This window comes from Streptomyces sp. NPDC102274, from assembly GCF_044766385.1.
Lineage (GTDB): Bacteria > Actinomycetota > Actinomycetes > Streptomycetales > Streptomycetaceae > Streptomyces.
In genome coordinates this window covers 223,671-237,091 of record NZ_JBIWLW010000005.1, presented here as the reverse complement: position 1 = coordinate 237,091, position 13,421 = coordinate 223,671, and the positions used below count along the sequence as shown (strand labels likewise).

General features: G+C 70.1%; 11 protein-coding genes. 9 read left to right on the top strand and 2 right to left on the bottom strand.

What is annotated here, in order from left to right; all coding sequences use genetic code 11:
- Positions 1 to 232: 232 nt before the first annotated feature.
- Positions 233 to 427 carry a DUF1918 domain-containing protein gene (locus tag ACIRQP_RS09610; RefSeq protein WP_403886367.1) on the top strand — a complete coding sequence of 65 codons (195 nt, stop codon included), beginning with the start codon at positions 233 to 235 and terminating at the stop codon, positions 425 to 427.
- A 171-nt stretch (positions 428 to 598) separates the two neighbouring features.
- Positions 599 to 1,489, top strand: coding sequence for a helix-turn-helix transcriptional regulator (locus ACIRQP_RS09605; RefSeq protein ID WP_403885980.1), 891 nt, complete (start codon positions 599 to 601; stop codon positions 1,487 to 1,489).
- An 8-nt stretch (positions 1,490 to 1,497) separates the two neighbouring features.
- Here the strand turns inward: ACIRQP_RS09605 and ACIRQP_RS09600 are convergent, their stop codons facing one another.
- Positions 1,498 to 2,973, bottom strand: coding sequence for an MFS transporter (locus tag ACIRQP_RS09600; protein ID WP_403885976.1), 1,476 nt, complete (start codon positions 2,971 to 2,973; stop codon positions 1,498 to 1,500).
- Between the two features lie 68 nt (positions 2,974 to 3,041).
- Here ACIRQP_RS09600 and dusB point away from each other — a divergent pair, with 68 nt between their 5' ends.
- On the top strand, positions 3,042 to 4,253 hold the full coding sequence (gene dusB / locus ACIRQP_RS09595; RefSeq protein ID WP_403885973.1) for a tRNA dihydrouridine synthase DusB: 1,212 nt from the start codon (positions 3,042 to 3,044) through the stop codon (positions 4,251 to 4,253).
- Positions 4,254 to 4,320: 67 nt separating this feature from the next.
- Here dusB and ACIRQP_RS09590 read toward each other — a convergent pair whose 3' ends face one another.
- Complete coding sequence (locus ACIRQP_RS09590) at positions 4,321 to 5,103, bottom strand: GntR family transcriptional regulator (RefSeq protein ID WP_403885970.1); 783 nt, start codon at positions 5,101 to 5,103, stop codon at positions 4,321 to 4,323.
- Positions 5,104 to 5,373: 270 nt separating this feature from the next.
- Here ACIRQP_RS09590 and ACIRQP_RS09585 point away from each other — a divergent pair, with 270 nt between their 5' ends.
- The 6 genes from ACIRQP_RS09585 (at position 5,374) to ppdK (ending at position 13,266) form a co-directional block, all read left to right on the top strand.
- Positions 5,374 to 6,537 carry an ABC transporter substrate-binding protein gene (locus ACIRQP_RS09585; protein ID WP_403885967.1) on the top strand — a complete coding sequence of 388 codons (1,164 nt, stop codon included), beginning with the start codon at positions 5,374 to 5,376 and terminating at the stop codon, positions 6,535 to 6,537.
- Entirely contained in the window at positions 6,537 to 7,433 is an 897-nt protein-coding gene (locus tag ACIRQP_RS09580; protein WP_403885964.1) for an ABC transporter permease, read from the top strand. The genes ACIRQP_RS09585 and ACIRQP_RS09580 overlap by 1 nt, the downstream gene beginning before the upstream one ends.
- Positions 7,421 to 8,368: an ABC transporter permease gene (locus tag ACIRQP_RS09575; protein ID WP_403885961.1), complete on the top strand. Its 948-nt coding sequence runs from the start codon at positions 7,421 to 7,423 to the stop codon at positions 8,366 to 8,368. The genes ACIRQP_RS09580 and ACIRQP_RS09575 overlap by 13 nt, the downstream gene beginning before the upstream one ends.
- A gap of 7 nt (positions 8,369 to 8,375) precedes the next feature.
- A complete protein-coding gene (locus ACIRQP_RS09570; RefSeq protein ID WP_403885958.1) occupies positions 8,376 to 9,485 on the top strand; it encodes an ABC transporter ATP-binding protein in 1,110 nt (369 codons plus the stop codon).
- Complete coding sequence (locus tag ACIRQP_RS09565; RefSeq protein WP_403885955.1) at positions 9,482 to 10,171, top strand: HAD family hydrolase; 690 nt, start codon at positions 9,482 to 9,484, stop codon at positions 10,169 to 10,171. The genes ACIRQP_RS09570 and ACIRQP_RS09565 overlap by 4 nt, the downstream gene beginning before the upstream one ends.
- 356 nt (positions 10,172 to 10,527) lie before the next feature.
- Positions 10,528 to 13,266, top strand: a complete 2,739-nt coding sequence (gene ppdK / locus ACIRQP_RS09560) for a pyruvate, phosphate dikinase (protein ID WP_403885952.1) — start codon at positions 10,528 to 10,530, stop codon at positions 13,264 to 13,266.
- Positions 13,267 to 13,421 lie beyond the last annotated feature (155 nt).

The following is a 13,421-nucleotide window of genomic DNA, read 5'->3' as shown; positions in this document are numbered from 1 at the left end:
ACGGTCGGTCCACCGGACGGGGCCTTGGCGGTGGATCTTTTCCGGAGGGACGAGAATGCTCTGCTCACTCCGTCCACGATGACCCATCGCTCACCCTGGTACCAGAGTGTCTTTATCCTGGTAGGCGGAGTACCTGGCAATGGGCTTGACGCGCGACACCCTCTTTCACCGAGGGCGACCGCGCAAGCCACTTCGTACACTCTCGGTTACGTCAAGTGACATTGGAGTGATGATGAAAGCAAGCAAGGGCGATCGCCTCGTGATGCACGGCCGGGTGGTCGGCAAGCACGACCGGATCGTGGAAGTCGTGGAGGTGCTGGGGCCGAACGGCTCGCCTCCGTTCAAGGTGCGCGCCGAGAACGGTCACGAATCGATCGTGTCCCCGGGCCCGGACACCGCGGTGGAGCCGCACTCGAAGCGCGAGTGACGTACGGGTAACACCGCGAGATGCCCGGTGGCGGCGATCGTCCGGCCCCAACTGGGCACGCCGCCACCGGGCTTGAGCCGCGAGGCAGCCCGTCGGCCTGGTGGCCGGGCGGTCTTGTGCTGGTACCGGCACCACCTGGCAATGGGCTGAGGCGTGCGGCACCCTGGGTCTATGAGCGCCACCACCCCACAGGCGGGGCAGGAGAGCGACATCCGGCGGCATGAGCTCGCCGGGTTCCTGCGCAGCCGCCGAGAGCGGATCATGCCCGAGCAGGTCGGTCTCGACCGGGGGAGCCGTCGGCGTACCCCCGGGCTGCGGCGGGAGGAGGTCGCTCAGCTCTCCGCCGTCGGTGTCACCTGGTACACCTGGCTTGAGCAGGCGCGCGACATTCAGGTCTCCGCGCAGGTCCTCGACGCCCTCGCCCGCGCCCTTCTCCTCGACCCCAGCGAACGCTCGCATCTCTTCGCGCTGGCCGGGGCGCTGGATCCCGCGCCCGGGACGCCGTGCCCCACCGTCACGCCCGCGATCCGGCAGATGCTGGAGCGACTGGAGCCGTTCCCGGCGTGTGTGCAGAACAGCCGGTACGACATCCTCGCGTACAACCGCACGTACGGCGTGATGATGTGTGACCTGGACTCACTGCCGCCGCAGGACCGCAACTGCCTCTGGCTCGCCTTCACCGACGAGGACTTCCGCGCCGCCCTCGGCAATCGCGAGGAGACGACCCGGATCATGGCGGCCAAGTTCCGGGCCGCCATGGCGGAGCATCTCTCCGAGCCTCCCTGGAAGACACTGCTGGGACGGTTGCGGGCGGCCTCGGCCGAGTTCCGCGAGGTCTGGGAGCGGCACGAAGTGGTCACTCCGGTAGGGGACAGGACCAAGAGGTTCGTCAACGCCGAGGTGGGGCAGCTCAATCTGGAGCACACCAACCTCTGGCTCGGGCCGTCCGCGGGCCCCCGGCTGGTCAGCTATGTCCCGGTGGACGACGAGACCAGGCTCCGGCTGGAGAAGCTCCAGGCGTTCGCTCGGGCGTCCGTGCCGGTCCCCGCCGATTACTACTGAGCCGCCGGTTACCGCTGAGCGGGTCCGTTCGGGACGGCGTCGCTGTTGTCGGCGCTCGGGTCCAGGCGCTTCGCCGTACGGTGTGCCGTCCTCCGCGCCCAGGCGCCGCTGGACAGCGCGCCCACCAGCAGGACGCAGACCCCGCACGCCGTGATGATCCACCAGGCCGGGTGGCTCGCCCCCACGAACCCCGTCCTGTACGAGGCGGAGGCCACCGCGCCCACCGTTCCGCCCGCCAGCACCGCGCCGATCACGGCCACGCCGAGCGTCTGGCCGATCTGGCGGCTGGTGGAGGCCACGGCGGCGGCGACGCCCGCCTGGGACCGGGGCATACCGGAGACGGCGGTGTTGGTGATCGGCGCGTTCACCATGCCGAAGCCGAGGCCGAACAGCACATAGCCGGTGAACAGCAGCCCGGTGGTCGTCTCCGCGTCGAACGCGGCGAACAGCACACCGCTCGCCGTCATCGCCACCCCCGAGACCAGTAGCGAGAGGCGCGGGCCCCGGCTGCCGACGAGCCGGCCCGAGAGCGGGGCACACAGGAAGGTCATGGTGGCCATCGGCAGCATGTACAACCCGGCATGGAGCGCGGACAGGCCCCGTACGTTCTGCAGATAGAGCGTGTTGAGGAAGAGGAACCCGCCGAGCGCCGCGAAGGCGCAGATGGCGATGACCGTCGCCCCGCTGAACGGCGCGCTGCGGAAGAACCGCAGTTCGATCAGTGGTTCGGCGCGCCTCGGCTCGTACAGCAGCAGCCCGACGAGCGAGAGGGCCGCGACGGCCGCGAACGACAGGATCAGCGGTGAGGTCAGGCCCGCATGGGGCGCCTCGATGATCGCGTAGGTGAGGGCGCCGAGTACGCCGATGACCAGCAGCTGTCCCACGGGATCGGGGCGGCGGGGCTTCGGGGCGCGCGACTCCGGGATGTACCGCCAGGTCAGGACGAACGCGGCGATCCCGATGGGGACGTTGATCCAGAAGATCGACCGCCAGCCGACCGAGTCCACCAGCAGCCCGCCGATCAGCGGGCCCGCCGCCATCGAGATTCCGACGACGGCGCCCCAGGCACCGATGGCGCGGGCGCGCTCGCGCGGGTCGGTGAAGGTGTTGGTGATGATCGACATCGCCACCGGGTTGAGCATCGAGCCGCCGACCGCCTGCACCATACGGAAGGCGACCAGCGATTCGAGGGTCGGTGCCAGCGAGCAGAGCAGTGAGCCGAGTGTGAACAGGACGAGCCCGGCCTTGAAGACCCGGCGCCGGCCGATCCGGTCGGCGGTGGAGCCCGCGAGCATCAGCAGCGAGGCGAGGACGAGGGTGTAGGCGTCGATCGTCCACTGGAGCCCGGAGACCGAGGCGTGCAGTTCCTTCTCCAGGGAGGGCAGCGCCACATTGAGGATGGTGTTGTCGAGGCTGACAATCAACAGACTCATACAACAGATCGCCAGCACCAGCGTGCGCCGTCGGTGACTCAGCTCGGGCATTCATTGATGGTACGACCAACTAATGATGCGACCAACTCGTGACCCGGCTCGTGCGCGACAATGGGCGGATGACCGCTCCACTCTCCACGCTCGCCGAACCCCCGGCCGCCCCGCTGGCCATAGGCCCCCATACCGTCCGGACGCCGGTGGTGCTCGCTCCCATGGCGGGGATCACCAACGCCCCGTTCCGGACGCTCTGCCGGGAGTTCGCCGAAGGCGCGCGGGCGTTCGGGGGCCGCCCCCCGACGGACGCCGTCCCTGGTGGAAAGGGGCTGTTCGTCAGCGAGATGATCACCACCCGGGCGCTGGTCGAGCGCAACGAGAAGACCATGCAGCTCATTCGCTTCGAGGCGACCGAGACCCCGCGCTCGATCCAGCTGTACGGAGTGGACCCGGTCACTGTCGGCAAGGCGGTCCGGATGATCGTGGACGAGAATCTGGCCGACCACATCGATCTCAACTTCGGCTGCCCTGTGCCCAAGGTCACTCGCAAGGGCGGCGGCTCGGCCCTCCCGTACAAGCGGCCCCTGCTGCGGGCGATCCTGCGCGAGGCCGTGTCGAACGCCGGGGATCTGCCGGTCACGATGAAGATGCGCAAGGGCATCGACGACGACCACCTCACGTATCTCGACGCGGGGCGGATCGCGGTCGAGGCGGGCGTGACCGCGATCGCGCTGCACGGCAGGACCGCCGCCCAGCACTACGGCGGCACCGCGGACTGGGACGCCATCGCGCGGCTCAAGGAGCATGTCCCGGAGATCCCCGTGCTCGGCAACGGTGACATCTGGTCGGCGGACGACGCGCTGCGGATGGTGCGCGAGACCGGCTGCGACGGCGTGGTCGTGGGACGCGGCTGCCTGGGCAGGCCGTGGCTCTTCGGGGACCTGGTCGCGGCCTTCGAGGGTCGGGGTGAGACGGCGCGGCCGACGCTGCGCGAGGTCGCGGGCGTCATGCGGCGCCACGCGGAGCTGCTGGGGGAGTGGATCGGGGACGAGGCCCGCGGGGTGATCGACTTCCGTAAGCACGTGGCCTGGTACCTGAAGGGCTTCTCGGTCGGCTCGCAGCTGCGCAAGCGGCTGGCGATCACCTCGTCGCTCGCCGAACTGGACGAGCTGATGGCCGGACTCGATCTGGACCAGCCGTGGCCGGACGGCGCGGACGGGCCGCGCGGGCGTACGTCGGGGAACAACCGGGTCGTCCTGCCGGACGGCTGGCTGAAGGACCCGTACGACTGCGCGGGAGTCGGCGCGGACGCGGAACTGGACACGTCGGGCGGCTGAGGACCGGCCGTCCCTCGCGGGTCGGCGGTGGTGCGTTCGGACGGTCGCCGTGGTGCGCTCCGCCGGGTCAGTCGCCCGACGGGCTTCTGGCCACCTCCGGACCCGCCTGCCGCTCCAGCGGCGCCGCCGCCGCCGAGTTGCTGACGCTGAACACCACGCTGCCCGCGCGATAGCGGTCGTCGGTCCACTCGATGGGCCGGCCCGCCGCCGTGTTGGTCAGATGACGCTGCCTCAGCAGCGGGCTGGCCCGGCGGACGCGGAGCAGCCGGGCGTCCTCGCTGCCCGCCGCGACGGCGTCGATGAGGTGCTCGCCGTAGTGGGCGACGATGTCGGCGTCCTCCGCGATGCTGTTCATGATCGAGACGACATCGTCGGGCAGCGCGCGCACGACCGGCGCGACCCAGTCCGTATAGGCCGTGCGCTCGACCATCACCGGCTCCCCGTCCAGCCGCCGCACGCGCACGACGTACAGCACCTCGCTCCCCGGCTCGACGCCCAGCCGGGACGCCTCCTCGGCCGTCGCGGGCCGGGTGGTACGGCTGAGGATCCGGCTGGAGACCTCGCAGCCCATGGCCTGTGCCCACTGCGCGAAGCTGTTGAGCTGCTGGAAGCTGTGCCGGCGCTCCTGGCGCAGTACGACACGGCGCGCGCCCTGCCGGGAGCCGATCAGCCCCTCGGAGGCGAGCAGCCCGACCGCCTGCCGTACCGTGCCGCGCGAGACCGACCAGTGGGCCGCCAGATCGCTCTCCGAGGGCAGCCGGGCGCCGACGGGGTGCTCGCCGCTCAGAATCGACTGCCGCAGCGCCTCGGCGATCTCCAGATAGCGCGATCCGCCCGTGCCTGATCCCACGCCTGCCCCCCTCGGAAAAGCCAACTGTGCACAGGTACGTCCAACCGTCACGGACCTGACCTTCACTCTAACCGTACGTTTCCGTGGGTGTTTCCGTCCCCCTTCACAGGTATCGCCAGCCAGTTGTGCGGGTTTGGTCTTCCTCGGCTCATGGCGGCATAGTCATCGTCCATTCATGTTCGCGCTACCTGAGCCGGGCGAACTGATGCCATCTTGTCTGAACAAGTGACACCCCCCGACACCCTCATTCCTCGCTCCAGGAGACACCGCGTGACCAGACTCCGTGTCCGTGCCAACGGCCGGCTCGCCGCCGCCGTGGCGCTCAGCACCGCCGCGCTCACCGCGCTCACCGCCTGTGGCGCCGCGCCCGACGACTCCGCGGACTCCGCCGCGGGCGCCAAGGCCGCGACCGCCGCCTCCGTCGCCGACTTCGGCGGGATGGAGTCCCTCGTCACCGCCGCCGAGAAGGAGGGCACGCTCAATGTGATCGCCCTTCCGCCGGACTGGGCCAACTACGGCGAGGTCATCAAGGCGTTCGAGGCCAAGTACAAGGTCAAGGTCAGCAGCGAGACCCCGGACGCCTCCAGCTCCGACGAGATCGCCGCCGTCAAGTCCCGCAAGGGCCAGAAGCGCGCGCCCGACGTCCTCGACCTCGGGATCGCCTTCGCCCGCAGCGGCGCCGCCGAGAACCTCTTCGCGCCGTACAAGGTCGAGGCGTGGGACAAGATCCCGGACGCCCAGAAGGAGAAGGACGGCCGCTGGTTCAACGACTACGGCGGCTATGTCTCGATCGGCTGCGACGCGGCCCGGATCAAGAACTGCCCCCAGACCTTCGCCGATCTCCTCAAGCCCGAGCACAAGGGCAAGGTGGCGCTCAACGGCAACCCCACCAAGTCCGGTTCGGCCTTCGGCGGCGTGTACGCGGCGTCGCTCGCCAACAAGGGCTCCTTCGGTGACATCCAGCCCGGTATCGACTTCTTCGGCAAGCTGAAGAAGAACGGCAACTTCATCCCCGTCGAGTCCACCCCGGCCACGGTCGAGAAGGGCGAGACGCCCATCAGCATCGACTGGGACTACCTCAACGCCGGTTACGCCGAACAGTTCCGCGGCAAGGGCGTCGACTGGAAGGTCGTCATCCCGAGCGACGGCGTGTACGCGCAGTACTACTCGCAGGCCATCAACAAGGACGCGCCCCACCCGGCCGCCGCCCGGCTGTGGATGGAGTTCCTGTACGGCACCGAGGGCCAGAACCTGTGGCTGAAGGGGTACGCGCGCCCCGTGCTGCTGCCCTCGATGACCACCGAAGGCACCGCCGACAAGTCCTTCGTCGGAAAGCTCCCCAAGGTCGAGGGCACCCCGAGCTTCCCCGAGTCCGCCGAGCTGGACGCGGCCAACGCCACCCTCGCCGAGAACTGGGACAAGGCCGTCTCCTGATGCCCACCCCCTCCTCGTCCGCACCGGGCGCCGCCGACGGAACACGCCGTCGGCGGCGGGCGCCGCGCACCTGGCTCGGCGCCCTCCCGCTGCTCGTCTTCGCCGCGCTCTGCTTCGGACTGCCCGTCGGCGCGCTGCTGTACGGGGCCGTCACCCGCGACGACCCGGCCACCGGCGCCACCGCCCTGACCGGCGAACACCTTCAGCGTTCGCTCCAGGGCCCGTATCTGACCTCGCTCGTCGGCAGCGTCGAACTCTCCGCGCTGACCGCCGTGATCGCCACTCTCCTCGGCACGCTGGTCGCCCAGGCGGTCGTCACCTCGCGCGGCGGAGCGCTCCGCAACGCCGTGCTCACCGCCTCCGGCGTGCTCGCCAACTTCGGCGGTATCCCGCTGGCGTTCGCGTTCATCGCCACCCTCGGCATCTCCGGTGTGGTCACCCGGCTCGGCCATCTCGACAGCGCCGGCTGGAACCTGTACTCGTTCACCGGACTCGCCGTCATCTACCTCTACTTCCTGGTGCCGTTGATGGTGCTGGTCAGCGTCCCGGCGCTGGACGGTCTGCGCTCGCAGTGGCGCGAGGCCGCGCAGAACGCCGGGGCCACCACCTGGCAGTTCTGGCGCCATGTCGGACTGCCGGTCCTCGCGCCCTCGCTGCTCGGCGGGTTCGTGCTCCTCTTCGGCAGCGCCTTCGCCGCGCACGCCACCGCCGCCGCGCTGGTGGGCGGTTCGGTCCCGCTGGTCACGCTGAAGATCGCGGACGCGCTCTCCGGCAACGTCCTGGTCGGACAGGAGAACGTGGCGCTCGCGCTGAGCCTCGACATGATCGTGATCGCCGGTCTGGTCATGGCGGTCTATCTGCCCCTCCAGCGACGGAGCACCCGATGGCTGCACTGACACCGACCGCCGCCCCCGCCCCCGGACAGACCCCGCCGCAGGCACGGGACGGCAAGACCGTACGGGTACGGGCGGGCCGCCGCCCCCGCGTCTGGCGTGGCGCGGTGCTGGCGCTCGCCGGGGTCTACTTCCTCGTACCGCTGCTGTCCTCGTTCGTCTTCACGGTGCACACGCCGGGACAGGGCGTCTCCTTCGCCGCGTACACCGGGATCCTCTCCGCCGAGGGTTTCACCCAGAGCCTGCTGCTCTCCCTCGGGCTGGCCGCCGCCACCATCGTGCTCGCGCTGCTGCTGGCCGTGCCGGCGCTGATCGCCGTACGGCTGGGCGCGCCGCGGCTGCGGCCGCTCGTCGAGATCGTCTGCATGCTGCCGCTGGTGGTGCCGCCGATCGCGCTGGTCACTGGGGTCACGACCGTGCTGCGCTGGGGACCGGACCATCTCTCCCGTACCCCGCTCTACCAGACGTTCCTGGCGGTGCAGAACGAGTCGTTCCCGGTGGTGCTGGTGCTCGCCTACACCGTGCTCGCGCTGCCGTTCGTCTACCGTTCGCTGGACGCCGGGCTGCGCGCCGTGGACGTACCGACCCTGGTGGAGGCCGCGCGCAACTGCGGGGCGAGCATGCCGTACGTGATCCTGCGGGTCATTCTGCCCAACCTCCGCTCCTCGCTGGCCGGTGCCTCCTTCCTCACCCTGGCGCTGGTGCTCGGGGAGTACACGATCGCCTCGCTGCTCGGCTTCCAGCCGTTCGCGGTGTGGATCGTCTCCGTCTCCGGCGCGCAGGCGCGGATGTCGGTGGCCGTCTCGCTGCTCAGCCTGCTGATCACCTGGGCGCTGCTGCTGCTCCTGTCGCGTGCGGGGACCCGCGCCGCCTCGGCGACCCCCGCGCCGCCCGCCCCTTCCGGCTCTCCCACCTCTCCCGCCTCCGGCAAGGAGTAGACCTCCCATGTCACTCACCTCGACAGCAACCGAAGACCGTCCGGAGGAGGAGACCACAGGCGCGACCGGCGCCCTGGTCGAATTCCGCGGTCTGCGCCGGGCGTTCGGCCCGACCGTCGCCCTCGACGGGCTCGATCTGACGGCGAAGCCCGGCGAACTCCTCGCCCTGCTCGGCCCCTCGGGCTGCGGCAAGACCACGGCGCTGCGCGTCCTGGCCGGCTTCGAGCAGCCGGACTCGGGTGAGGTGCTGGTGGACGGCGAGGACATCACCCGCGTACCGGCCAACCGGCGCGACGCGGGCATGGTCTTCCAGTCGTACAGCCTCTTCCCGCATCTCAACGCCCGCGACAACGTCGCGTTCGGACTGCGCGTGCGCAAGGTGTCCGCCGCCGAGCGGCGCGCCCGCGCGGCCGAACTCCTCGGCCTGGTCGGCCTTCCCGAGCACGGCGACCGCTTCCCGCACCAGATGTCCGGCGGCCAGCAGCAGCGCGTCGCGCTGGCCCGCGCCCTGGCGCTGCGGCCACGCGTCCTGCTGCTGGACGAACCGCTCTCGGCACTCGATGCCAAGGTCCGGCTGACACTGCGCGAGGAGATCCGGCGGCTCCAGCTGTCGCTGGGCATCACCACCATCTTCGTCACCCACGACCAGGAGGAGGCGCTCTCCATGGCCGACCGGGTGGCGGTGCTCAACGCGGGCCGGCTGGAGCAGTGCGCGCCGCCCGCGGAGCTGTACGAGCGGCCCGCCACGGCGTTCGTCGCCGAGTTCGTCGGCACGATGAACCGGCTGGCCGGGAGGCTCACGGACGGCGGGCAGGTCGAGGTCGCGGGCGTCACACTGCCCGTGGACGGCGAACTGCCTACGGGCCGCGAGGTGGAGGTGCTGATCCGCCCCGAGAACATCACCGCCACCGCCGATCCGGCCGGTACGGCGACGGTCGTCTCCGCGTCCTTCTTCGGCTCGGTCACGCGCGTACTGCTCGATCTGCCCGGCGGTGGTTCGGTGAAGTCCGATGTGCCGTCCCGGGACGCGGGCGAACTGGTTCCGGGGGTACGGGCGACGGTCGAGCCCGCGCGGCGCCCGGTCCTCGTGGTGCCGGCCCCGGGCAGCGGCGCGTGAGCACGTCCGCGACGCCCGCGGCCGTGCTCTTCGACATGGACGGCACTCTCGTGGACACCGAGACGCTGTGGTGGGAGACGGCGGACGAGATCGCCGGGAGCCTCGGCCACCGGCTCACCGGCGCGGACGCTCCGGAGGTGGTCGGCCGGGCGGTCGCCGACACCGCCGCTCATCTGGTGCGGGTCACGGGCGGCGGCTGCGCCGACACGGTCGCCGCGGAGCTGACCGGGTCCTTCTTCCGGCGCGTGGAGGCGGGGGCGCCGCTGCGTCCGGGCGCCCGCCGGCTGCTGGCCGAACTGGAGCGGGCCGAGGTGCCCTTCGCGCTGGTGAGCGCGTCGCCGCGGGCCGTCGTGGACTCGGTTGTCGCGGGTTCGCTGGCCGATGTGCCGTTCGCCTTCACGCTCTCCGCCGACGACACCGTACGGACCAAGCCCCACCCCGATCCCTACCGGGCGGCGGCTGAGCGGTTCGGTGTCGGGCCCGCGGTGTGTGTCGCCGTGGAGGACTCGCCCGACGGCAGTGCCTCCGCCCAGGCGGCGGGGTGCGCGGTACTTGTGGTGCCCTCGCTGCTGCCGGTGGATCCGGCGGTGGGGCGGTACTTCGCGCGGAGTCTGGAGGACGTCGACCTGGCGGTGCTGCGCGGCTGCGGACTCGGGAACGAGGGGTCGTCCGGAGGCGTCGGTTAGGCCATTCGAGGGCGTGATTCTCGCCACGTTTGATGAGGGCAAGGCTCAGATGAGCAGATCTTGAGTGAGTGCAGAACAGAAAGGGTGGCACGCAGTGCCACCCTTTCTGTGTTCATCACTTGAACTCAGACGGCGATGTCATCACTCATATGAGCGCGTCCGGTCATGCGGGGGTCATGGCCGCTTCGAAGCGTGAAGGAGGCGGGCCCGGCCAACAGCACCAAGGTCACTTTCGATCTGCTGGCGGACGGGTGGTTAAGGCCGCATGACAGGCAAGTGGCCGTACCCATGCACCTTCGATCTGGGTATGTTCCTCGCCGTCAGGGCAGCCACCGCGTCCTTGAGGAGTCGGACCCGTGTCGGAAAACAGCGATCCCCAGGTAGCCACCACCACGCTCCAGGGCGAGAAGTTCGTCTATGACTTCACCGAGGGCAACAAGGATCTGAAGCACCTCCTCGGCGGCAAGGGTGCCAATCTCGCCGAGATGACCAACCTCGGGCTGCCTGTCCCGCCGGGCTTCACCATCACCACCGAGGCATGCAACATCTATCTCGACAGTGGTGCCGAACCGGCCGCTCTGCGCGACGAGGTGAGTGCGCATCTCGACGCCCTCGAACAGAAGATGGCGAAGAGGCTCGGCCAGGCCGACGACCCGCTGCTCGTCTCCGTACGCTCCGGCGCCAAGTTCTCCATGCCCGGCATGATGGACACCGTCCTGAACGTCGGACTCTCCGACGCCTCCGTCGCCGGACTCGCCGCCCAGGCGGGCGACGAACGCTTCGCCTGGGACTCGTACCGCCGGCTGGTCCAGATGTTCGGCAAGACCGTGCTCGGTGTCGACGGCGACCTCTTCGAGGAGGCGCTGGAGGAGGCCAAGCGGGCCAAGAACGCCGCCACCGATGTGGATCTGGCGACCGCCGACCTCAAGCAGCTGGTCACCCGGTTCAAGAAGATCGTCTCCCAGGAGGCGGGCCGCGACTTCCCGCAGGACCCGCGCGAGCAGATGGATCTGGCGATCCGCGCGGTCTTCGAGTCCTGGAACACCGACCGGGCCAAGCTCTACCGCCGTCAGGAGCGCATCCCCGGCGACCTCGGCACCGCCGTCACGATCTGCTCCATGGTCTTCGGCAACCTCGGCCCGGACTCGGGCACGGGCGTCGCCTTCACCCGCGACCCGGCCAGCGGCCACCAGGGCGTGTACGGCGACTACCTCCAGAACGCGCAGGGCGAGGATGTCGTCGCGGGCATCCGCAACACCGTGGCTCTCGCCGAACTGGAGCAGATCGACAAGAAGTCGTACGACCAGCTCATGGGCATCATGGAGACCCTGGAGACGCACTACCGGGATCTGTGCGACATCGAATTCACCATCGAGCGCGGCCAGTTGTGGATGCTCCAGACGCGCGTCGGCAAGCGCACCGCCGGCGCGGCCTTCCGGATCGCGACCCAACTCGTCGACCAGGGACTGATCGACGAGGCGGAGGCGCTCCAGCGTGTCAACGGCGCTCAGCTCGCCCAGCTGATGTTCCCGCGCTTCGACGAGAACACGAAGCGGCAGCTGCTCGGGCGCGGGATCGCCGCGTCGCCGGGCGCGGCGGTCGGCAAGGCGGTCTTCGACTCGTACACCGCCATCAAGTGGTCCCGGTCCGGCGAGAAGGTCATCCTCATCCGCCGCGAGACCAACCCCGACGACCTGGACGGGATGATCGCCGCCGAGGGCATCCTCACCTCGCGCGGCGGCAAGACCTCGCACGCCGCCGTCGTCGCCCGGGGCATGGGCAAGACCTGTGTCTGCGGCGCCGAGGAGCTGGAGGTCGACACCAAATCCCGCCGGCTGACGGCCGACGGGACCGTCATCGAGGAGGGCGACATCGTCTCCATCGACGGCTCGACCGGCAAGGTCTACCTCGGTGAGGTCCCGGTCGTACCGTCGCCCGTCGTCGAGTACTTCGAGGGACGGATGCACGCGGGCGCCGACGACGCCGACGAACTGGTGGAGGCCGTCCACCGGATCATGGCGTACGCCGACCGCCGCCGCAGGCTGCGGGTGCGCGCCAACGCCGACAACGCCGAGGACGCGCTGCGCGCCCGCCGCTTCGGGGCGCAGGGCATCGGACTGTGCCGTACGGAGCACATGTTCCTGGGCGAGCGCCGCGCGATGGTCGAGAAGCTGATCCTCGCCGACACGGACGACGAGCGGGAAGAGGCGCTGGGGGCGCTGCTGCCGCTCCAGAAGAAGGACTTCATCGAGCTGTTCGAGGCGATGGACGGCCTGCCGGTGACGGTCCGGCTGCTCGACCCGCCGCTGCACGAGTTCCTGCCCGACATCACCGAACTGTCGGTGCGGGTCGCCCTCGCCGAGGCCCGCAAGGACCACAACGAGAACGATCTGCGCCTCCTCCAGGCCGTGCACAAGCTTCATGAGCAGAACCCGATGCTCGGTCTGCGCGGGGTACGGCTGGGCCTGGTCATCCCCGGGCTGTTCGCCATGCAGGTACGCGCCATCGCGGAGGCGGCGGCCGAGCGCAAGAACGCCAAGGCCGATCCGCGCCCGGAGATCATGATCCCGCTCGTCGGTACGGTCCAGGAGCTGGAGATCGTCAGGGACGAGGCCGAGCGGGTCATCGCCGAGGTCGAGCGGGCCACCGGGGTCGAACTCACCCTGGCGCTCGGCACGATGATCGAGCTGCCGCGTGCCGCGCTGACCGCCGGGCAGATCGCGGAGGCGGCGGAGTTCTTCTCGTTCGGTACGAACGACCTCACCCAGACCGTCTGGGGCTTCTCCCGCGACGATGTGGAGGCGAGCTTCTTCACGGCGTACCTGGAGAAGGGCATCTTCGGGGTCTCCCCGTTCGAGACGATCGACCGGGACGGTGTCGGCGCGCTCGTGCGGAGCGCGGCGGAGGCGGGCCGGGCCACCCGGCCGGGGCTCAAGCTCGGCGTCTGCGGTGAGCACGGCGGCGACCCGGAGTCGGTGCACTTCTTCCACGATGTGGGTCTGGACTACGTCTCCTGCTCGCCGTTCCGGATCCCGGTGGCACGGCTGGAGGCGGGCCGCGCGGCGGCGTCGTCGGCCGGCAGCGATTCCCGATGATCCCCGATGACGTCCGAGAGGACGTCCGCCACGGCGTCCGCGAGGGCGTCCGACGTCTCCCGAGGAGTTCTGGTGACTCCCGAGAGAAAGTGGGGGATTTCCACTGAACACCGGAGCCGCATTGCCGGTTGATCCCTGACCCTCGCCGGACCGGC

What these genes read in the sequence shown, in the direction of transcription:
- ACIRQP_RS09600 (WP_403885976.1), bottom strand. Translation starts at nt 2,973, where the DNA reads ATGCCCGAGCTGAGTCACCGACGGCGCACGCTGGTGCTGGCGATCTGT.
- ACIRQP_RS09610 (WP_403886367.1), top strand. Translation starts at nt 233, where the DNA reads ATGAAAGCAAGCAAGGGCGATCGCCTCGTGATGCACGGCCGGGTGGTC.
- ACIRQP_RS09580 (WP_403885964.1), top strand. Translation starts at nt 6,537, where the DNA reads ATGCCCACCCCCTCCTCGTCCGCACCGGGCGCCGCCGACGGAACACGC.
- ACIRQP_RS09570 (WP_403885958.1), top strand. Translation starts at nt 8,376, where the DNA reads ATGTCACTCACCTCGACAGCAACCGAAGACCGTCCGGAGGAGGAGACC.
- ACIRQP_RS09575 (WP_403885961.1), top strand. Translation starts at nt 7,421, where the DNA reads ATGGCTGCACTGACACCGACCGCCGCCCCCGCCCCCGGACAGACCCCG.
- ACIRQP_RS09605 (WP_403885980.1), top strand. Translation starts at nt 599, where the DNA reads ATGAGCGCCACCACCCCACAGGCGGGGCAGGAGAGCGACATCCGGCGG.
- dusB (WP_403885973.1), top strand. Translation starts at nt 3,042, where the DNA reads ATGACCGCTCCACTCTCCACGCTCGCCGAACCCCCGGCCGCCCCGCTG.